The following is a 20,131-nucleotide window of genomic DNA, read 5'->3' as shown; positions in this document are numbered from 1 at the left end:
CCCCTTCGCTGACCGGTGCATTTTGCGCCTTCGGCAAACTTGAATAATAATAAATCCCGAATTTGAAGTCCGGCCAACAGAAAAGGAAACCGTTAATGAGCTTAAACAATGTGCCAGCGGGCAAATCACTGCCTGATGATATCTATGTAGTGATCGAAATCCCTGCCAATGCTGACCCAATCAAATACGAAGTCGACAAAGAGTCTGGCGCAGTATTCGTAGACCGCTTTATGTCAGCGCCTATGTTCTACCCATGTAACTACGGTTACGTGAACCACACGCTGTCACTCGATGGTGACCCTGTAGACGTTTTGGTCCCAACTCCATACCCTCTGATCCCAGGTTCTGTGATCCGTTGCCGTCCTGTTGGCGTGCTGAAGATGACAGACGAATCGGGTGAAGATGCGAAAGTGGTTGCGGTACCGCACACCAAGATCTCTAAAGAATACGATCACATTCAAGATGTGAACGATCTGCCAGCGCTGCTGAAAGCCCAGATCACTCACTTCTTTGAGCGTTACAAAGAGCTGGAATCAGGCAAATGGGTAAAAGTCGATGGCTGGGAAGATGCCGCTTCTGCTCGCGCTGAAATCCTGAGCTCTTACGAGCGTGCGCAAAACAAATAAGCCCACATTTTGAGCATAAAAAAGCCAGCGTAAGCTGGCTTTTTCTCTGTATGTCAGAACTAGACACGCTGACACCAATCTCCGGAATCAATCAGCGAATGTAAGCGATGGGTTTCTTGATAAATATAGATCCAAGCCGTCCCAAACGGCGTCTCAATGGTGTCACGTCGATACTCAACGGGCACGTCTTCCAAAATATCCAGTTGCGCGAGCGTATGCTCATCCACCAGATAGACTTCACCATGCACCGATTGGTGCCCTTCCACCAACCCCGGATACGCGCCTAAATCATACAGGGCGTATTCAGGTTTGGTTTCAAACTGGCCAAGTAACTGACTCTGCTGTAAGTAAGTATGGTTGCTCTCTCCGTGACGCAAAGTGCCATACACAAAAACGAGGTGCTGCACATCTCTCTCCTTAGTTGAATTCGAACTGATAGAGCAAGTCCACGGCGCTGTCGACACCAGAGACGGCCTCCAGATACAGATCCTGCATCAAACGATAACGAATGGTAAATTCGCCGACTGAATTAAAAATACCTACACCATATTTCACTTGCAAGCCGGGCAGAATATAACCACTTACGGTAACTTGTGAATCATCCCCCGATCCTGCCGTATCTAATTGTAAATCCTGCACCCCAAATGCTTGACCAATTTCGCCGACCAGCTTACCGCTCTGCGCTAAGCTCAGACCAATCAAGGTAGTGGTCATGGCGTTGCCACCCGCTTCGCCATCAATATCTTGTCCACGCAACAAATACGACAGCGCATTCGCTTGTGGCATTGCAGGCTCAGAGAAGATCACCAGCGATGGCTCATCTGAAGGGCCACTCACTCGCACCCCTGCAATCACATCATCTTGGGTATTTTCCGGATTACGGATCGCGGTGATCGCTAAATAGGGCTGATCAACCGGGCCATTCATCAGGATCTTACCCTCTTTGATCTGTAGATCCTGCCCAAACGAGCGGTATTGACCATTGCGAATGTTCACCTCACCTAAAATAAACGGGCCTTTGTCCTTTTGCGTCACATTGAGTCGCCCAACTAAATTGCCTTGCAAACCAAAGGCATTGAGTTGGAAATCATCGCCAATTTGCACATTCACATCCGTTTCCACGGTAAACGGTATCCGCTCTTTATCGGTTAGTGGCTCGAAATCCGTATTCAGCAAAATTTGATCTTTCGATACCCCAATTGCGCTCGGAGGTAGCTCTTCCACCACAATTCGCCCCCACGGCAGTGCCACATTACCTGTCACTCTTGCTAGTTGAGGTTGCATGGTCAAGGTTAAATCAGGGATTACCTTGACTCTCACCATAGGTGGCAGCTCAACCATCATTGAGGGCGCATGCACTCGCGCTTTGAGTCGCCAATCCTCTATCTGCTGCCAATCGGCATCACCATCGACTTCCAGTAAACCATCAGTAGTCTGGATATCTGCATTTAACACTGCCTGATAACCATTAAATTTGAGTGACACTTGACCTGATTGCACATCCACCGGTGAGATCTCACCTTTCACACGAATATCGTTAATCGCAATTTCACCGTTCAATTGCGGATGCAACATTGGGCCATGGAATTGCACATCGGCATTAATGTTCGATTTCGCTTCATTGAGCTCACCAATCAACGGCTGCAAGAAATCCAAATTAAACGTGGTTAATTTGAATGAACCGAGCATGGTTTTCTGCTCGGCGCGCACATCAGCAATCTTGATATTGCCAGAGAGATCGCCGTTATCCGTTGCGTCTAATAACCAATTCGCTTGCAGCTGATTTTTCGCTAGCTGGGCAGAAAATTGTGCTTTATCCCAGCCAAATGTCACGCTTTTATCCAGTTTTTGCGTCACCTGACCTTGGATTAACTCAAGATTGGCTTGCAGCTGTGGCGCAGCTTTCGGAGCCCATTTGGCCCACACTTGTCCGTTTAATCCGCCGCTAAGTTTGGTTCCTTTGGGTAAGACACTGGCGAGCTGCTTAAAATCAAATTGCTTGATCGCCAAACGCGCTTCACCACGCTCACCTAACTCTGCCTCTTCTTCTAAACAGAGTGAGGCCTCTCCTTGTCCCCAGCAGTGAGCAGCCACTTTCACGCGTCCCGTTCGCTGATCAAAAGAGAGCGCTGTCGCCTGTTGTAATAACCATTGCCCTTGCGGTGAATTTAACCACATACGCTCCAGCTCACCTTGCCAGCGCAGTGTTGGCTCGGTACGTAACTGGCCATTCATCGCCAAGCTGGTCGAAGCAATTTCAGAAGCGACATCAAGTGTCACCCCGTGTTTTTTCTGAGAGCCTTGCACCTTTAACTCCACAGAATCAATCCGTTGATCTTGATACTGAATATCGCGCACTTGTAAGGTGAGCTCACCTTGAGGCTCTGGAAGTGGAACGAGATTCCCTTGCAAAGTAACATGCCCAATCGAGCCTAACTCTTGCCACTGCAAGCTATCGGCATCCAGCACCAGCTTGATCCGCGGCTGTTTGAGATCACCTCGCAGCAGCACATCGCCAATCACCTTTCCTTTGGCATCGGGCAGAGATTTACTCAAATCTGGCACATCCAGCTCCACCGACATTCGCCACTGCTTACTCAATTGGCCTTTGGCGGTGAGGGAGTTCGGGCCATGCACTAAAGAGAGCTTCTTAGTTTGTAACGCGATATCCCCTTGCCCTTTAACATCTGAAGCGCTGAGTTCACCTAACACTTTGAGCGGGTAATCACGCAATATGCCATTGATCGCCAAACGCGATACATCCACTTGCCAGCCACCTTGCTCTGTCAAAGAGCCTGAGGTATCGAGCTCACCACTGATCTTGCCTTCTGCTTCAGGCCATTGTAGACCCGGCTGAATATTTTTTAGATTTAATCGCGCCGCCCAATTGAGCGGATTTTTCCAATTCGCCACCGCATTGCCCGTCACTAAGCCGCCAAGTGTATCGACTTTGAGTGATTGCAACGCGACTTCATCCAGATTGCCGTGACCTTGCAGGTCTAAACTCACATTCGGTAAATCTTTGCCCTGTAGCGCACCTTGTAAGGCAAACTGATACTTCGACAATGAACCATTGATGCTCAACTCAGGGAGATCAACTTGATAATCACCTTGCCCCAGCATTGGCCATTGTGCTTTCACCTTGCTCAGCTGCAGATCAAACGGCATATCGCTATCCAGCAGGTTAAAGTGGCCGTTCAACTGCGCTTGAGCTAACGAGTCTAGGCTGGCTTGCAAAGTGAGATCCGCTAAATTACCTTGCGCGGAAAGAGAAAGTGTTTGGCCTTTGAAATCGGCGAGATTCACCTGACTATTCAGATCCAACTGAAGCGGATAATCACCCGCAAGAGTTACCTCCGCATTCAGTTGAGCGTCCAGCTCTGGCATGCTCAACTCAAGGCGAGAGATCGAGACTTGATGTTCCTCCGCACTGGCTTCTAAAACGAGATGATTGACGATGATTGGCGTCTCTTGCTCTAAACGAAAATCGCGAATATCGAAACGCGCCAGCTCAATGTGCAGCGGGATCACCACATCTGGCAATTGCAAAGGTTCCGCTTTATCAGGGGTTGCCGCTTGAGCCGCCACAGGTTCGGTTGAGGCTTCACTCTCAGCTAAAGCAAGACGAATCCCCTGCCACTCGGTTTGCCCGATACGCAGTCGATTTCCTTGCCAAGAGGCACGAGTGGTCAATTGCTGCCACGCCACTCGGTTACCCAGAATATTCAATTCGATATCTTGCAGCGCTAATTGACCTAGGCGAATTGGAAATGGGGTTGATATTTCATCTAACGGCTCAGAGTTCGGTTCGTCCGGTGTTTCTTCACTCTCAGCTAACGACGGGAGCTCAAACTTCACGCCAGAGATGGCCAGCTCATTGATACAGATACTGGGTTCCAATAAGCAGTTGGGGTTAATCGCCAAACTCAGCTTTTGCGCAGAAAAGGCAAGGTTGAGCTCGCTATCTGCATAATTCACTCCATGCAAAGTAAAGCGTGGAAACAACGCGCCCTGCGCTTGCTCGACTTTCAACTGCGGCAGCGCTTGCTGCGCGCCCCACAATACAGCTTGTAAGCCTGAGTTGGTAAACAGCGCACCCGCCAACGCAAGCACCAGCAAGATCACCAACACCAATAGCAACATGGTGAACCATTTGGTCCACTTTAACGCCCGTTTGATCATAACTCTGGCCCTAAAGTGAAGTGGATTTTGAACTCATCGCCCGGCGCAGCATCCAGCCCCCATGCGAAATCGAGCCGAATAGGGCCGACGGGAGATACCCAACGCACACCAACACCCGCTCCTTTTTTCCATTCAGGCGTATCGTTAAACGCATCACCGACATCCATAAACATTGCCGCCCACCAGTTACCCGTTAAACGGTATTGATATTCGATCGAGCTGGTGGCGATGTATTTCGCACCCGTCAAAGCACCACTGGCATCTTTGGGAGAGATAGATTCGTAACCATATCCACGCAAGTTGTTATCACCACCCGCGAAGAAACGTAATGAAGGAGAAAGCTGATCAAATTGATCCGCGAAGTTGGCACCGCCATCAACTCGAATGAGTCCACGGTGATTGCGCGCATAGGTCCGTAACCAAGAAGACCCTGCTTGCACACGCGTAACACGAGTTGAAGAGATCAGCGCCGGGTCACCATATTCAAGCGTGATGGTTTGTTTGTCGCCCCAAGTAAGCAAGCTACCGCTGTTTCGAGTACGAGTGCGTGTGTAAGTCACCCCGGGCAATAAGAATTGGCTGTTATCATCTTGTAAACCCTGGCGATAATTTTCTAATAGATAACGCAAATAAATTGTGCGATGCCAACCGCCATCCAGCTGCCAATGGCGTTCAAGTGATAAGTTAGATTCCAAGCTCTCCGTATCACGCTTATCCAAACGCTTCATCCCGTATTGGATTCGATAGTACTCATTCAACACATCATCAAGTGGGATCTTGTAGCCTGCGGTAATGGTTTGCTCTGGTGCTGAAAGGGAAAAGCTACTATCAAAACTGTGGCCTAAGCTATTAACCCAAGGCTTTTTCCATTTTAGTGATCCTCGCACCCCAACGTCCGTGGAATAGCCTAAACCAGTTTCCAACTGATTACGCGCTTGCGGCGCTAAAGTTACCTTCATCGGCAGCTCTCGCCCCTGCTCCAACTGCGATAAATCTGGCTCCACAAATACCGAAGAGAACCAATCCGTATTGGAAAGATTTTGATTAAACTCACCGACTTGTGACACTAAATACGGATCGCCTTGCTTGAAAGGGCGCAGTGACATCACTCGATTTTCATCGATTTGACTGCCTTCGACCGTGGTTGCTCCAAACAGGTAACGGATCCCGCTATCAAAATGCAAAATAACCCGAGCTTGATTCAGCTCTGGAACCACTTCCAGTCGGCTAGCCTGAAAATCACCATTAAAGTAGCCTTTTTGCAACGCCAAGTTACGAATGCCCGATTTGAGATTGTCATACAAGCTGTGATTGAGCGGTGCATCAACCTGCAAACCACTGCGACGGATCAAACGTTGAAAATCGCGATCGCCTTCGGCTTCACCGCGGATCACAATATCAACCTCGCTCAAACGGGTCACTTCACCCAAAGTTACCGCGGCGCGTAAACGTTGATTATCTTCAGAGACGGTAAAATCAATGCTGGGATGGTAGTAACCGAGCGCATTCAGCGCTTCGGTCATGCTTCTTTCCAATTGAGATTGAAAACGCAGGCTGGTGGAATAGTCTTGCGCCGCGATTGATGAGAGATACGCATCCACGTTATCTTTCTCTGCGCCACTAATTCCAGTGATCTCGAGCTTCACATCGGCGTAAGATACGGCTGAAAACAGCCATAACGAGATTAAAGTGGGGAGTGATTTTCGTCTCATGCTTGATTTAGACTCGTTATACAACGGTGACATTTTTGCTACAGACGCATCATAACGTCAATGCAACCCTTCGTCTGTATGAAAACCGTTAAATCTCCGGTCTGTATCGAAGATAATCAGGGCGTTGCTGCTTGCGATATTCAAAGAGACAGCGCCACCACTTCAGTAAGGAAACATCATGCTCGACAAACAAACCATGGTTACGGCACACAACGCCTTACCCGGTCGTACTACTGCGATGTCGATTGACGATACGCATTTCGTCAATGGCAGCTCACTCACTGCCGCGCCACAATCCGGTCAACAACAAATCTTGATTGGTATGGGCTGCTTTTGGGGCGCTGAACGCCTGTTTTGGCAACTGGATGGAGTGATCTCCACCTCCGTTGGCTACTCAGGCGGTTTTACGCCCAATCCAACCTATGAAGAAGTGTGCAGTGGAAAAACTGGTCATACCGAGGTCGTGCGCGTCATTTTTGATCCAGATCGCCTGCCACTGACCGAACTGCTCCGCGCATTTTGGGAGCGTCACGACCCCACGCAAGGCATGCGTCAAGGCAACGATCGCGGAACGCAATATCGCTCAGCTATTTACACTTTCAGTGAAGATCAGCGCGAAATCGCAGAAGCCTCAAAAGCGGCTTATCAAGCCCTGCTGACAGCGCAACATCGTCCCTCGATTACCACTGAGATTCTGCCCGCAGGAGAGTATTACTTCGCGGAGACGTACCATCAGCAATATCTAGCCAAAAATCCTAATGGTTATTGTGGGCTCGGCGGTACAGGAGTCTGTTTCCCGCCACACACCACACTCTAAACACACCTCAATGAGGGGGATTTCTCTTTCCCCTCATTTGTGTGCTATACCTTTGTTTGCTCAACTTGAGGAAACAAAACCATGAAAAGTAAAACACTTATCGCCTTACTCTTGACATGCTCTCCCACTTTGGCTTTCGCGCACAACCTGACTATCGGCTCACCGATACCTGCGGTTGGTGTCGAAAAGCACGGTGAAATCGTCCTACAAGACAATAACATCAACTATCAAAAATGGCGCTCTGCGGATCTACTTGGCAAGGTACGCGTCATTCAAGCGATTGCGGGCCGTAGCAGTTCAAAAGAGATGAATGCGCCACTGATGGCCGCGATCACCGCCGCGAAATTCCCAGCCGAGAGTTACCAAACCACCACCATCATCAATCAAGACGATGCCATTTGGGGCACCAGCTCTTTTGTGAAATCGTCCGCGCAAGACAGCAAAAAAGAGTTTCCTTGGTCATCTATGGTGCTTGATGAGTTTGGTCTCGTTGCCCAAGCCTGGCAGCTACAAGCGGAATCCTCTGCGATCATAGTTCAAGACAAACAAGGTAACGTGCTGTTTGTGAAAGAAGGGGCGCTCAACGAAGCGGACATTCAAACCGTACTGGGTTTGATTCAGCAAAATCTGTAATCGCCCCAAACGACTTGACGTTGCAGCTCACACTGCTGCAGCTTCAAGCAGGAAGAGGATGCCTTCATCCATCAATCACATCGGGTGAGTAAGGACTAACTTGCTCACCCGTTGACTGAGAGACATCTGCATACAAACTCATCAGAATCATCGCTTGCCTGATTTGTGACTTGTTATATTATAACAAGCCTCAATCACTGTCGGTTTTCAATCACTCTTGGTCGCACACGCTATGTCGTTACCTCAGCTACGCCCAACTCGCTTATCCATAGTGGCTATGCTCTCTGTGGTGCTGGCGCTTTGGTTTAACGTGGCCGTGATTGATCACCAACTTGATCTGCATCCTGAACATCACTTACAGCATGATTGTCAGTTGTTTGCCAGCGCGGCACATGGCCTCAAAACCAGTCAGTGGATATTGCCCAGTTGGCGTCAAAATCCACCACAAGCGAGGGTTGAACAACCGATCCAACGCACTCAAGTGCTGCACTCCTATTTTGCTCGTTCACCACCTGCGGCATAAAACAAATCAAACCGATTATTTCTTTTTTTGTTTTATTAGGAGTTTTTCATGCATTACCCAACAATGATTGCGCTGATGGTTGGCGCGACACTTTCTGGCAACGTATTGGCCGATCATCACACTGACCATCAACATCGTCAGCACGAGGCTCATGTACATGGCCAAGTTGAACTGAACATTGCTCAAGATGGCCATGACCTGCTGCTGGAAATCACCGCACCGGGAGCCGATGTGGTCGGTTTTGAACACGCCCCTCAAGATGACGCGCAAAAACAAGCGCTCGAAAAAGCCTTAGAGACCTTGCATCACCCAGAGAAGCTATTTGCACTCACTGATAAAGCACAGTGCGAAAAACGTGAAGTGTTGATTAAACACACTTTAGGTGGCGAAGAGTACCAACACAGCCACGCTTATGGTGAAGGTGAAGAACACGAGCATCAGCACGGTGAAGGCGAGCATGATCATAAGGCGCACGATCATAAAGACCACGATCATAAGGGTCATGATCATGCCGCTGATGAACATGCGGACCATGATCACAAAGAACACGACCATAAAGGACATGACCACGAAGGGCATGACCATGATGAGCATCAACACGGCTCATTCACCGCTCAATATCAGTTCCACTGTGATGCCGTCGATCAGCTCAAACAGATCGATACCCAATGGTTCCAATATTTCCCAAGCACAGAGAAAATCCAAGCCAACGTGTTAACGGAAAAGCAGCAAAGTGCGCTACAACTGAACGCTAAGCAAACGCTGATCAAACTGTAATGCCACCGCTCGGGATAGGTGACTCTCACCTATCCCTCATTGGAGATGCTTTGATTTTCCCTGCACACATGAGGAGCCATGATGCCTGCTCACCGTTCTGATCCTACTTCATCCGTGATTGAGTTGAATGATGTGGTGTTCTGTTGGCCGGGAGCCAGCTCACCCACCTTGGATATTGCCCATTTACAGATTGCTCGGGGTGAACACCTGTTTGTCAAAGGCCCCAGTGGCTGCGGCAAGTCCACGTTACTTAGCCTTTTAACCGGCATTAATACCGCAACACAAGGTGTCGTCTCTTTACTTGGCAGTGACTTAAGCCGCTTGAGTGCCAGTCAGCGCGATCGCTTCCGCGCCGACCATATAGGCTATATTTTCCAACAATTTAATCTGCTGCCTTATCTGTCGGTGTTAGATAACGTGACCTTACCATGCCACTTTTCCGCGTTGCGTAAACAGCAAGTGGATGGTCCCTTATCGCACAAAGCGCAATCACTGTTGGAAAGATTGCATCTGCCAAGCGCTTTACTGAATAAATCCGTGACCGAACTCAGTATCGGCCAGCAGCAACGCGTCGCCGCGGCGCGAGCACTGATGGGTGAGCCGCAACTCATCATCGCCGACGAACCCACGTCTGCCCTCGATTACGATAACCGTGAAGCTTTTATTGCTCTGCTGCGTGAAGAAGCGGAGCGAGTCGGTTCCACTTTAGTTTTTGTTAGCCATGACCCAACACTGGAAAAGCTTTTTGAGCGAAGTGTTCACTTACCTACTCTCAATCGTGCAGGAGGTTGGCAATGAAAGTTATCCTGAATTTAGCGTGGAAAAGCCTACTCAACCGCAAAGCAACGGCTCTGCTCACCGTGTTAACCGTTGCTATCGCCGTGGTGTTACTGCTCGGGGTAGAGCGCATCCGCACTCAAGCGAAAGAGAGTTTTGCCAATACCATTTCCGGTACCGATTTGATCGTCGGCGGACGCTCAGGGCAGGTTAATTTACTGCTCTATTCCGTGTTTCGGATTGGCAATGCCACCAACAATATTGATTGGAAAAGTTACCAAGAATTTAGCCAGCACCCGGCGGTGAAATGGGCTATTCCGATCTCTTTAGGTGATTCACATAAAGGATTTCGCGTACTTGGCACCAATCACAACTATTTTGAACATTATCGTTACGGAAGTAAGCAACCACTGACTTTTTCCCAAGGGCGAGAGTTCAATGGGTTATTTGAAACCGTGATTGGCGCCGATGTCGCCCAAACGCTTGGCTATCAAGTCGGCAGCCAAATTATCATCGCCCATGGCATCAGTGATGTCGGCTTTAGCCGCCACGATAACCTGCCCTTTACTGTGGTCGGCATTTTGGCTCCCACGGGCACCCCAGTTGATAAAACTGTGCATGTTTCCTTAGAAGCGATAGAGGCGATCCATGTCGGTTGGGAGTCCGGTGCCAATCTTGGCCATCAACCCAGCGCCGAACAACTGGCACAGCGTGATTTCACGCCTAAGCAGATCACCGCCATGCTGGTTGGACTCAAATCAAAAATCCAAACTTTTGCCCTGCAGCGGCAGATCAATGACTATCCGCAAGAGCCGCTCAGCGCTATCATGCCCGGCGTAGCACTGCATGAACTGTGGGGTATGATGTCCGTCGCTGAACAAGCACTGATGGCTGTCTCCGTTTTTGTGGTGGTAGCAGGGTTGCTCGGCATGCTCAGTAGCTTGCTGACCAGCTTACAAGAGCGGCGCAGAGAGATGTCGATCTTACGTGCAATGGGCGCAAGGCCACAGCATGTGTTTGCTTTGCTGGTCAGCGAAGCAAGTGTACTGACACTCGTGGGCATCCTGCTTGGCGTGAGTGTGCTTTATCTGCTACTGGCGCTCGCCGCGCCACTGATTGCAAGCCAGTACGGCATTCAAATTGCGCTGGCTGGGTTAACCGCTTATGAATGGCAGTTGCTCGGCTGCGTACAACTGGCAGGTATAGTGATTGGCTTTATTCCCGCACTGCGCGCTTATCGACAATCGCTCAGTGATGGCATGACCATTCGCTTATAGGAATAAAATAGGTGACTGACTCACAACGAGAAGGATCACAAGGAAGCATTCGATGAAACGTTTTATGTTGATAGCGAGCCTCATCATGGCGCCGCTGTTCTCAACGCCACTATTGGCTAATCAAGACACCACTGCCAGTGAGCAGGATGTGTTACAACTCGACTGGCTCGATCTCATTCCAGAAAATGAGCGCAACTTGTTTGATCAACAAGGTATGCCGATGCCGGATCATAACGGTAATGAACCAGCCAAGCAGCAACAGATTGGCACGGTCCGTAAGGAGCTGAACGGCAGTCGGGTCAAAATCCCCGGCTTTGTGATCCCGCTTGAAGGCGATGATAAAAAGGTCACCGAGTTTTTATTGGTGCCTTACTTTGGTGCGTGTATTCACGTGCCACCACCGCCACCTAACCAGATTATTTACGTCAAGTTTCCTAAAGGTGCTCCGATCCAAGAGCTGTGGGATGTGATTTATGTGATTGGGGAATTGAAAACCGAAGCACTCAGTCATGATCTAGCGGAAACGGCTTATACCATTATCGGTACCGAGATCGCCGAATACGACGATATGTAACCGCAGAGAGAAAACGCTGCGCCCTCCCTGCGCTTGCGCGGGGAGGTTACACCAAATATTTTGATAGATACGCCAGTACCGAGAAATAGCCGATAAATAAGATTAATAGCGATAGGTACTTGGCCAATTTGCGCTCTTTCCAATACTTCATAGCCACCCCACAAAGAACAATAACAACTTTAACAATTTATTATCATTTGTGATAGCACAAAATTGTGCGCTAAGTCAGAGAGTTTCACTGGCTGGTCAGCGGCGAACAGAGTAAATTTTACAGCAGACTAAAAACGCAGCAGAGGCTTTCAGGTAGCGCATGGCGGACAATATGACGCCTGTTGTGATCGAGCATGACTCTCAACAGAGCCAAGAGAAACGAACCCACTCCCATTACGTCAAAGACAGTGGTAGCCGCATTTTGGTTATCGCCCGTCATCACGGCTTAGATGCCCAGCTATTAACAGAATCGCCGGAAAACAGCGCATTAGAACGAGCAGTACATCGTGAGCGACAACGTAAAGAGCAGCGCCAGAAAAACTTAGAGCAGATCATTAAGCTTGCGCACAGCTCTTGTCGTAATGAAAGCGCTGGCGACCCAGACCAAGATTGGCTATATCGCTTTTTTGATATGGCGCAGGACATTCACAATAGCTCCATGCAGCGCCTGTGGGCGCAAGTGCTGAAACGTGAAGTGACCAATCCCGGCTTTACCTCCATGAAAGCGCTGAAGGTACTGCAGGATATGACGCCCAAAGAAGCGCAGATTTTACAACGCGCCGCCGCGCTGGCGTGCAGTTTTGGCTCAGACACCAGCTTGAAATTGCTGATTGGCTACAAAGCGCAAAATAGCTTGTTTAGTCTCGGCAAGCGCATTACCACCCAAGCCATCAATATAGGCAATCATCAACTGCCTTATTCCAGCTTGTTGGTATTGATTGAGCTGGGTCTTTTGCACGCAACGGAATTGGAATCGGGCGAGATTGAAGCCGAACCCGCCCTACTCCTTAGCTATCAGGGTAAAAATCTGCATCTGCAGCCAACCAGCAAAGGCGTGCGCCTGATCTATTATCGTTTTAGCCCAACCGGCAATGAACTGTGTCGACTGCTCGGTAACAAACCCAACATGACTTACTACGATCAACTGGTCGCGCTGCTGACTCAGAAATTCACCGTACAGACCGAAGTGAGCAGCAGCTCGATTCACCACACCGTCTGATGACATGCCGTAAATCAAGCGATCAAAAAAAAGCGACCGGATGGTCGCTTTTTGCTTGTATTGGCTTTGAATCTAAATAGTTAGCCTTGATGCTGAATGATATTACGTTTGGCTAACTCAGTAAGGCACTGAGCCACCAACTCATCCACGCTTTTTTCACCCGCCGGTAAATCGATATCCGGATTGAGCGGCGCTTCATAGGCTGAATCAATCCCGGTAAATTGGCGAATTTCTCCGGCGCGCGCCTTTTTGTACAAGCCTTTCGGGTCACGCGCTTCGCACACATCGAGTGATGTATTGACGTACACTTCAAGAAACTCGCCATTTGGCAACAAGTCACGCACCATTTGGCGCTCAGCGCGATGAGGTGAAATAAACGCGGTCAGCACAATCAACCCCGCATCCGCCATCAGCTTGGCAAGCTCACCAATACGGCGAATGTTTTCCCGCCTATCCTGCTCAGAAAAACCGAGATCACTACACAAACCGTGACGCACGTTATCGCCATCCAGCAGATAGGTGTGATACCCAAGCGCCGCTAAACGGTTCTCAAGCGCTCCTGCCACGGTCGATTTGCCCGCCCCCGATAAACCGGTAAACCAGAGTACCGCAGGGTGCTGCTGTTTCAGCGCCGCACGTTGCGCTTTATCCACCGCATGACGATGCCACACCACATTCTCTGGCTTGGCATCTTGTTCAAAGCGCAGGCTGTCTGCTTGCTTACTCATCCATCCTCACTCACGCTTTATCTAAGCGGCTTAAATCAATCGCTTGCCAATGTGGGAAGTGCTTACGCACCAAGGCATTGAGCTCAAGTTCAAAGGGTGAAAATTGCTCGGTTTGACCCGCAATATTTTGCAAACTGTCACGCACTAAACCCGCGCCAACGGTCACGTTTGTCAGGCGGTCGATAATGATGAAACCACCGGTATCGGCACAATCCAGATACTTATCAAGCGCGACAGTTTGGGTAAACGTCCATTCGCACAACCCAATCCCATTAAGAGGTAAACTCTCGGCATGGTAGGTCGACAAGTTATTGATGTCGTATTGATGACGCACAGCTTTTACTTGACCGACGGTTTTCTTGCCCGCGATTTTAATATCGTAATCACGGCCCACTTGCAGCGGCTGTTCTGTCATCCACACTACATCGGCCAGCAAATGGTTAGTGCTGTCGACTTGCGCACTTTCCAGCACAATCAAATCACCACGGCTGATATCAATTTCATCAGCCAGTGTCAAAGTGACCGCCAAACCAGCTTGTGCTTGAGGCAAATCGCCATCAAAAGTCACAATCCTTGTCACGGTTGAGGTTTTCCCCGATGGCAGCGCTTTGATTTTATCGCCGACTTTCACCACTCCAGAAGCAATCGTACCCGCGAAACCGCGAAAATCGAGGTTAGGGCGATTCACATACTGTACTGGGAAACGAAACGCACCGCTGCTCTTGTCGCGATCAATATCGACATTTTCCAGTAGCTCAAGCAGAGATGGGCCTTGATACCAATCCATCAAACGGCTTTTTTCGACCACGTTATCGCCTTCCAACGCCGAAAGCGGGATGATCTGAATCTCGGTTTCACCTTGCAAGTGCTTAGAGAACTCAAGATATTCTGCGCGGATCTGTTCAAAACGATCTTGCGAATAATCGACCAGATCCATTTTGTTGACCGCCACAATAAAGTGTTTCAATCCAAGTAAGTTGGAGATAAATGAGTGACGACGCGTTTGATCCAGCACGCCTTTACGCGCGTCAATCAAGATCACCGCCAGATCACAAGTCGATGCACCGGTGGCCATATTACGGGTGTACTGCTCATGCCCTGGGGTATCGGAAATGATGAATTTGCGTTTCTGGGTTGAGAAATAACGATACGCCACATCAATCGTGATGCCTTGTTCACGCTCAGCTTGCAAGCCATCCACCAACAGCGCTAAGTCTGGGCGACTGCCCGTGGTGCCAACCCGCTGGCTATCGTTATGGACGGCGGCCAGTTGATCTTCATAAATCTGTTTTGAGTCGTGAAGCAAACGACCAATCAGAGTGCTTTTACCATCATCGACCGAGCCACAAGTTAAGAATCTCAGTAACGATTTGTGTTGATGCTGATTGAGGTAACCTTCAATACCGAGCTCAGCGAGCTGTTCTTTCACTGCATTGTTCATACGCTTCCCTTCGATCCTTAGAAGTAACCTTGACGTTTTTTCAGTTCCATTGATCCCGACTGATCGTGGTCGATCGCGCGGCCTTGACGCTCACTCGACGTCGCCACCAACATCTCTTCAATAATTTCGGTCAGTGTGTTGGCCTGTGACTCAATGGCCCCAGTCAGTGGGTAACAACCTAAAGTGCGGAAACGCACGCTTTTGTGTTCAATCTGCTCACCTTCACGCAGTTCCATGCGCTCATCATCCACCATGATCAGCATGCCATCACGCTGTACAACCGGGCGTACATCAGCCAAATACAGAGGCACTATTTCAATATTTTCCAAATAGATGTATTGCCAAATATCCAGTTCAGTCCAGTTAGAGAGTGGGAACACGCGAATGCTTTCGCCTTTGTTGATTTGGCCGTTATAGGTTCGCCATAGCTCTGGGCGCTGATTTTTCGGATCCCAAGTGTGGTTTTTATCGCGGAAAGAGTAGACACGCTCTTTGGCACGCGATTTCTCTTCATCACGACGCGCCCCACCAAAAGCTGCATCAAAGCCATATTTGTTCAATGCTTGCTTCAAGCCTTGGGTTTTCATGATGTCGGTGTGTTTGGAAGAACCATGCACGAACGGGTTAATTCCTGCAGCGATTCCTTCCGGATTTTTATGCACCAACAGCTCAAAGCCGTATTTTTTTGCCGTTGCATCGCGAAACGCGATCATGTCGCGAAACTTCCAGTCGGTATCAACATGCAGCAAAGGAAACGGAATTTTGCCCGGATAGAACGCTTTACGCGCCAAATGCAACATCACCGATGAGTCCTTACCAATCGAGTACATCATCACCGGATTATCAAATTCTGCCGCCACTTCACGAATGATGTGGATACTTTCTGCTTCCAACTGTTTTAAATGGGTTAAACGTTGTTGATCCATTTTACCTGCTTCCTTTTCGCTTGCCTGACGGCTGGGCGCTGCCCTTAAGCAGCGCCGTAGTGTGAAATTTTAAGTAGTGACCAAGAAGATGAGTGCTGCACCTTACGCTGACTGCGCCGCATCAAGCTGCTGTGTTGCGCCTTGTTCGCCAAACCAGTGCAGCTTGGCGGCAAGCGCGACCACTTCCCCCACCACAATCAGCGCTGGAGATTGCGCTTGGCTGGCTAAACTGGGCAAAGTTTGCAATGTGCCAATCAGCACCTGCTGATTGACTTGAGTGCCACGTTCAATGATTGCCACGGGCGTGCTCGCTTGGCGGCCATGCAACTGGAGCTGTTCAGCGATTGCCGCAGCGTTGCTCAAGCCCATGTAAATCACTAAGGTTTGCTTACCACGCGCCAGCGTTGACCAATCCAAATCCTCGGCTTGCGCTTTTAAATGGCCGGTGACAAACAGCGCTGATTGGGCGTAATCACGATGAGTGAGCGGAATGCCAGCATACGCCGTTGCACCAGCAGCTGCGGTGATGCCGGGGACAACCTGAAATTTCACGCCAGCTTCAAACAGCACTTCTAGCTCTTCACCACCGCGGCCAAACATAAAAGGGTCGCCGCCTTTGATGCGCACCACGCGATAACCTTGACGGGCAAAATCGACCAAGAGTTGATTGGTTTTCTCCTGCGGTACACTGTGATGGCCTGCGCGTTTCCCCACACAGACTAAAATCGTCTCGCTTGGGATGAGCGCCATGATTTCATCGGACACTAAGTAGTCGTAGAGCACCACATCCGCTTGTTGGAGATAACTGAGTGCTTTGACTGTGAGTAGCTCAGGATCGCCTGGGCCTGCGCCCACCAGCGCCACTTCTCCTGCTTGCAGTTGGCTGCGCGCGGCACGCACATAACCTGAGCCTTCTACAACGGCTAAGCGGGGGGTTTTACGAAGGGGAGTTACCGCATCCTGCGCCATAATCTTGATCCTTAATTGGTCTGTTGCAGGCATTATGAGCAGTTACGGTTATTACCTGAAATTCTATAATTTCATTTTTTATTCCAAAAGCTGATATAAGCGGAGCGAAATGGGCATAAAAGCCTAAGCTCAGCAGATTACTCGACGCAGTCAGGACAACGGCAGCATGCCAACTGGGATCCACCGGGCAATTTCAGATAAAGGTATCGCGCTACATCACAATTTAGTTATGAGTGAAACCTTTGTTTCATCGACTTTTGTTACATTTATCGAGTTGTTTTTATTTCCCCTTCTTCACTCATTCTGGAGTCTGTGATGACCATGATGATCAAACCTGTTTCTTTAGCGGTACTTGGCGGCCTGTTAGCTATGGCGGGCCCTGTAATGGCCGATACGATCAAACTACGTATTGTTGAAACCACGGATATTCATACCAATTTGATGGATTATGACTACTACAAAGATAAAGCCTCCAATCAAATTGGCCTGACGCGCGCCGCCACGCTTGTCAAACAAGCTCGCGCCGAAGTCGAAAACAGTGTGCTCGTCGATAACGGTGATTTGATCCAAGGTAGCCCAATGGGTGACTACATAGCAGCGAAAGGCATCAAGGCTGGCGAAGTACACCCCGTTTATAAAGCCATGAATCCGCTAGGTTATGATGTGGGTAACATAGGTAACCACGAATTTAACTACGGCCTTGAGTTTTTAAAAGAGACCATCAACGATGCCGCCTTCCCCTACATCAACGCCAACGTGTTTGATGCCAAAACAGGTCAGCACTTATTCACGCCTTATGTGATTAAAGAGCACAGCTTTAAAGATACCGATGGAGAGGCACATACCATCAAGGTCGGTTATATCGGATTTGTTCCGCCACAAATCATGGTGTGGGATAAGAAAAATCTCGAAGGTAAAGTGACCGCAGCCGATATCAAACAGACCGCAGAAAAACTTATCCCTGAGATGAAAGCCAAAGGTGCGGATGTGATTGTCGCCATCCCCCACTCTGGGATCAGCACCGATGAATACCAAGCTGGCGCAGAAAACTCGGTTTACTATCTGACCCAAGTCAAAGGCATTGATGCGATTGCTTTTGGCCACTCTCACGCAGTATTCCCAGGGAAAGATTTTGCTAATGTACCGGGCGCAGACATCGATAAAGGCACCATTAATGGCGTGACTGCTGTGATGCCGGGCCGTTGGGGTAGCCATGTTGGGGTGATGGATCTGACCTTAGAAAAGCAGCAAGGTCGCTGGGCAGTGACTTCCGGTCAATCCGAAGCTCGCCCAATCTTTGACAAAGCCAATAAGAAAGCGCTTGTCGAAGCCGATGCCACTATGGTGCAAGCGCTGCAACACGATCATCAAGGTACACGCGACTTTGTTAACCAGCCAATCGGCAAAGCGAACGACGTGATGTACAGCTTCTTATCACTGGTGCAAGATGACCCAACGGTACAAATCGTCAACCTCGCGCAGAAAGATTATGTCGAGCGTTTTATCCAAGGCGATCCAAACCTTGATGGTTTGCCAGTGCTTTCTGCTGCTGCGCCTTTCAAAGCCGGTGGCCGTAAAGACGATCCTAACGGTTTCACTGAAGTGGAAGCGGGTGAGCTGACTTTCCGTAATGCCGCCGACCTTTACCTGTACCCGAACACCTTAGTCACCATGAAAGTGAGCGGTCAGCAGCTTAAAGAGTGGTTAGAGTGCTCAGCAGGCCAGTTTAACCAGATTGATGTGACGTCTAGCGCACCGCAATCGCTCATCAACTGGGATGGTTTCCGCACTTACAACTTTGATGTGATTGATGGCGTCAATTACCAGATCGATGTGACTCAGCCTGCGCGCTACGATGGTGACTGCAAACTGATCAACCCAAATTCACAGCGCATCGTGCAACTGACTTATCAAGGTAAGCCGATTGATAACCAACAAACCTTCTTGATCGCCACCAACAACTATCGTGCCTACAGCAACAAATTCCCCGGCACAGGCGCTGAGTTTGTCGCGTTTGATTCACCCGATGAAAACCGCACAGTAGTGGCCGATTACATTGCTCGCGTGAGTAAGGACAAAGGCGAAGTGACGCCAAGTGCGGACAACAACTGGTCATTTGCTCCGATCAGCAGCAAAACCAAGCTGGATATTCGCTTTGAAACCTCACCAAGCGATAAAGCCACCCAGTTTATTAAACAAAAAGGTCAATATCCGATGACCCAAGTCGCCAGTGATGATGTTGGCTTCGCGGTGTATCGCATCGACTTACAAAAATAAGTACCAATAACCCCCTATTGAAACGGCAACCAATACAGCAGCCGCTTCAAGTCACTAGGGTTATCACGTAAAGTAGACAGCCACCTAGAGTGGCTGTTTTCTTTTCTATGAGGCTTTTATGCAAGCACAGTTTCACGCTTATCTAAAACAGCATGGTTTTTCCGATGCCGAATGCACGCAATTGCAAAGTGTCGCTCAGCCACTCGAGCTGCCAACACGACATGTCTTGGTCGCACAAGGAGAAACCACTCCCTTTGCCTATTGGGTGCTCGCAGGGCTATGCCACGCTTGCTATCTCACCGAAGAGGGCAAAAGTTTCAGTAAAGAGTTTTATTGGGAGCAAGACTGGGCGATTGGTTTTGAAAGTTTGCTGCGTGAGCAAGCCTCACCCTTCATGCTGGAAACCTTATCTCCAGTACAACTGATGGGCGTACCGATTGAGGTGTTACGTGAATGGCGCTCTAGCGGTCACCCGCTCTATCAACGCTTACTTGAGACGCAACTGCTGTACAAGGAACAAAAAGAGCGCTTTATGTTGCTCTATCGCCCAGAACAGCGTTACCAAGTGATGTGTGCTCAGTTTCCAGATTTGATGGCACGGCTTTGTGATCATCACATCGCCGCGTATTTGGGGATAACGCCAATTAGCCTCAGCCGCATTAAAGCGCGGCTGAGATAGGAC

At 49.3% G+C, this 20,131-nt stretch carries 18 protein-coding genes; 11 read left to right on the top strand and 7 right to left on the bottom strand.

Features of this window, described 5'->3' with window-relative positions; all coding sequences use genetic code 11:
- Nucleotides 1-95 precede the first annotated feature (95 nt).
- A complete protein-coding gene (ppa, locus tag CEQ48_RS06290; RefSeq protein WP_000056163.1) occupies nt 96-626 on the top strand; it encodes an inorganic diphosphatase in 531 nt (176 codons plus the stop codon).
- A gap of 59 nt (nt 627-685) precedes the next feature.
- Here ppa and CEQ48_RS06285 read toward each other — a convergent pair whose 3' ends face one another.
- Genes CEQ48_RS06285 through tamA form a run of 3 tightly spaced genes read right to left on the bottom strand, consistent with a single transcriptional unit; the run spans nt 686 to nt 6,520 of the window.
- Entirely contained in the window at nt 686-1,033 is a 348-nt protein-coding gene (locus CEQ48_RS06285; RefSeq protein WP_001164261.1) for a gamma-glutamylcyclotransferase family protein, read from the bottom strand.
- Between the two features lie 10 nt (nt 1,034-1,043).
- Complete coding sequence (gene tamB / locus CEQ48_RS06280; protein WP_089070654.1) at nt 1,044-4,808, bottom strand: autotransporter assembly complex protein TamB; 3,765 nt, start codon at nt 4,806-4,808, stop codon at nt 1,044-1,046.
- Nucleotides 4,805-6,520 (bottom strand): autotransporter assembly complex protein TamA, encoded by a 1,716-nt coding sequence (gene tamA / locus CEQ48_RS06275; protein WP_181710725.1) that lies wholly within the window; start codon nt 6,518-6,520, stop codon nt 4,805-4,807. The genes tamB and tamA overlap by 4 nt, the downstream gene beginning before the upstream one ends.
- Nucleotides 6,521-6,698: 178 nt before the next feature.
- Here tamA and msrA point away from each other — a divergent pair, with 178 nt between their 5' ends.
- From msrA to CEQ48_RS06235, 8 genes are all read left to right on the top strand, one after another.
- Entirely contained in the window at nt 6,699-7,337 is a 639-nt protein-coding gene (gene msrA / locus CEQ48_RS06270; RefSeq protein WP_089070652.1) for a peptide-methionine (S)-S-oxide reductase MsrA, read from the top strand.
- Between the two features lie 81 nt (nt 7,338-7,418).
- The gene (locus CEQ48_RS06265) at nt 7,419-7,970 is read left to right on the top strand and encodes a YtfJ family protein (protein ID WP_089070651.1); all 552 of its coding nucleotides are present in this window, start codon (nt 7,419-7,421) and stop codon (nt 7,968-7,970) included.
- Nucleotides 7,971-8,202: 232 nt separating this feature from the next.
- Nucleotides 8,203-8,493 carry a DUF2607 domain-containing protein gene (locus CEQ48_RS06260; protein WP_001912068.1) on the top strand — a complete coding sequence of 97 codons (291 nt, stop codon included), beginning with the start codon at nt 8,203-8,205 and terminating at the stop codon, nt 8,491-8,493.
- A gap of 48 nt (nt 8,494-8,541) precedes the next feature.
- The gene (gene zrgA / locus CEQ48_RS06255; protein ID WP_089070650.1) at nt 8,542-9,270 is read left to right on the top strand and encodes a zinc uptake protein ZrgA; all 729 of its coding nucleotides are present in this window, start codon (nt 8,542-8,544) and stop codon (nt 9,268-9,270) included.
- A gap of 81 nt (nt 9,271-9,351) precedes the next feature.
- A complete protein-coding gene (locus CEQ48_RS06250) occupies nt 9,352-10,068 on the top strand; it encodes an ABC transporter ATP-binding protein (RefSeq protein WP_001110875.1) in 717 nt (238 codons plus the stop codon).
- Entirely contained in the window at nt 10,065-11,324 is a 1,260-nt protein-coding gene (locus tag CEQ48_RS06245) for an ABC transporter permease (protein ID WP_089070649.1), read from the top strand. Before CEQ48_RS06250 ends, CEQ48_RS06245 begins: the two co-directional genes overlap by 4 nt.
- Before the next feature lie 52 nt (nt 11,325-11,376).
- Nucleotides 11,377-11,898, top strand: coding sequence for a DUF3299 domain-containing protein (locus CEQ48_RS06240; RefSeq protein ID WP_089070648.1), 522 nt, complete (start codon nt 11,377-11,379; stop codon nt 11,896-11,898).
- 310 nt (nt 11,899-12,208) lie between these two features.
- Nucleotides 12,209-13,108, top strand: coding sequence for a TIGR03899 family protein (locus tag CEQ48_RS06235; protein ID WP_000774796.1), 900 nt, complete (start codon nt 12,209-12,211; stop codon nt 13,106-13,108).
- 80 nt (nt 13,109-13,188) lie between these two features.
- Here the strand turns inward: CEQ48_RS06235 and cysC are convergent, their stop codons facing one another.
- The 4 genes from cysC to cobA all read right to left on the bottom strand — a co-directional run bounded on the left by cysC (nt 13,189) and on the right by cobA (nt 17,172).
- Nucleotides 13,189-13,836, bottom strand: coding sequence for an adenylyl-sulfate kinase (cysC, locus tag CEQ48_RS06230; protein ID WP_071186313.1), 648 nt, complete (start codon nt 13,834-13,836; stop codon nt 13,189-13,191).
- 10 nt (nt 13,837-13,846) lie between these two features.
- Nucleotides 13,847-15,277 (bottom strand): sulfate adenylyltransferase subunit CysN, encoded by a 1,431-nt coding sequence (gene cysN / locus CEQ48_RS06225; protein WP_089070647.1) that lies wholly within the window; start codon nt 15,275-15,277, stop codon nt 13,847-13,849.
- A gap of 17 nt (nt 15,278-15,294) precedes the next feature.
- A complete protein-coding gene (gene cysD, locus CEQ48_RS06220; protein ID WP_000372745.1) occupies nt 15,295-16,203 on the bottom strand; it encodes a sulfate adenylyltransferase subunit CysD in 909 nt (302 codons plus the stop codon).
- Nucleotides 16,204-16,305: 102 nt separating this feature from the next.
- Entirely contained in the window at nt 16,306-17,172 is an 867-nt protein-coding gene (gene cobA, locus CEQ48_RS06215) for a uroporphyrinogen-III C-methyltransferase (protein WP_000046002.1), read from the bottom strand.
- Between the two features lie 315 nt (nt 17,173-17,487).
- On the opposite strand from cobA, the gene cpdB reads away from it, so the two are divergent.
- Complete coding sequence (gene cpdB, locus CEQ48_RS06210) at nt 17,488-19,449, top strand: 2',3'-cyclic-nucleotide 2'-phosphodiesterase (protein ID WP_089070646.1); 1,962 nt, start codon at nt 17,488-17,490, stop codon at nt 19,447-19,449.
- 118 nt (nt 19,450-19,567) lie between these two features.
- A complete protein-coding gene (locus CEQ48_RS06205; protein WP_001148835.1) occupies nt 19,568-20,128 on the top strand; it encodes a Crp/Fnr family transcriptional regulator in 561 nt (186 codons plus the stop codon).
- The last annotated feature ends 3 nt before the right edge of the window (nt 20,129-20,131 follow it).

Origin of the sequence: Vibrio tarriae (assembly GCF_002216685.1) — a bacterium.
In the GTDB taxonomy this organism is placed as follows: domain Bacteria; phylum Pseudomonadota; class Gammaproteobacteria; order Enterobacterales; family Vibrionaceae; genus Vibrio; species Vibrio tarriae.
This window is presented reverse-complemented; position numbering and strand designations above follow the sequence as displayed.

What these genes read in the sequence shown, in the direction of transcription:
- CEQ48_RS06240 (WP_089070648.1), top strand. Translation starts at nt 11,377, where the DNA reads ATGAAACGTTTTATGTTGATAGCGAGCCTCATCATGGCGCCGCTGTTC.
- cysC (WP_071186313.1), bottom strand. Translation starts at nt 13,836, where the DNA reads ATGAGTAAGCAAGCAGACAGCCTGCGCTTTGAACAAGATGCCAAGCCA.
- cpdB (WP_089070646.1), top strand. Translation starts at nt 17,488, where the DNA reads ATGACCATGATGATCAAACCTGTTTCTTTAGCGGTACTTGGCGGCCTG.
- cysN (WP_089070647.1), bottom strand. Translation starts at nt 15,277, where the DNA reads ATGAACAATGCAGTGAAAGAACAGCTCGCTGAGCTCGGTATTGAAGGT.
- CEQ48_RS06205 (WP_001148835.1), top strand. Translation starts at nt 19,568, where the DNA reads ATGCAAGCACAGTTTCACGCTTATCTAAAACAGCATGGTTTTTCCGAT.
- CEQ48_RS06235 (WP_000774796.1), top strand. Translation starts at nt 12,209, where the DNA reads ATGGCGGACAATATGACGCCTGTTGTGATCGAGCATGACTCTCAACAG.
- zrgA (WP_089070650.1), top strand. Translation starts at nt 8,542, where the DNA reads ATGCATTACCCAACAATGATTGCGCTGATGGTTGGCGCGACACTTTCT.
- CEQ48_RS06250 (WP_001110875.1), top strand. Translation starts at nt 9,352, where the DNA reads ATGCCTGCTCACCGTTCTGATCCTACTTCATCCGTGATTGAGTTGAAT.
- ppa (WP_000056163.1), top strand. Translation starts at nt 96, where the DNA reads ATGAGCTTAAACAATGTGCCAGCGGGCAAATCACTGCCTGATGATATC.
- cysD (WP_000372745.1), bottom strand. Translation starts at nt 16,203, where the DNA reads ATGGATCAACAACGTTTAACCCATTTAAAACAGTTGGAAGCAGAAAGT.
- tamB (WP_089070654.1), bottom strand. Translation starts at nt 4,808, where the DNA reads ATGATCAAACGGGCGTTAAAGTGGACCAAATGGTTCACCATGTTGCTA.
- CEQ48_RS06245 (WP_089070649.1), top strand. Translation starts at nt 10,065, where the DNA reads ATGAAAGTTATCCTGAATTTAGCGTGGAAAAGCCTACTCAACCGCAAA.
- tamA (WP_181710725.1), bottom strand. Translation starts at nt 6,520, where the DNA reads ATGAGACGAAAATCACTCCCCACTTTAATCTCGTTATGGCTGTTTTCA.
- CEQ48_RS06260 (WP_001912068.1), top strand. Translation starts at nt 8,203, where the DNA reads ATGTCGTTACCTCAGCTACGCCCAACTCGCTTATCCATAGTGGCTATG.
- cobA (WP_000046002.1), bottom strand. Translation starts at nt 17,172, where the DNA reads ATGGCGCAGGATGCGGTAACTCCCCTTCGTAAAACCCCCCGCTTAGCC.
- msrA (WP_089070652.1), top strand. Translation starts at nt 6,699, where the DNA reads ATGCTCGACAAACAAACCATGGTTACGGCACACAACGCCTTACCCGGT.
- CEQ48_RS06265 (WP_089070651.1), top strand. Translation starts at nt 7,419, where the DNA reads ATGAAAAGTAAAACACTTATCGCCTTACTCTTGACATGCTCTCCCACT.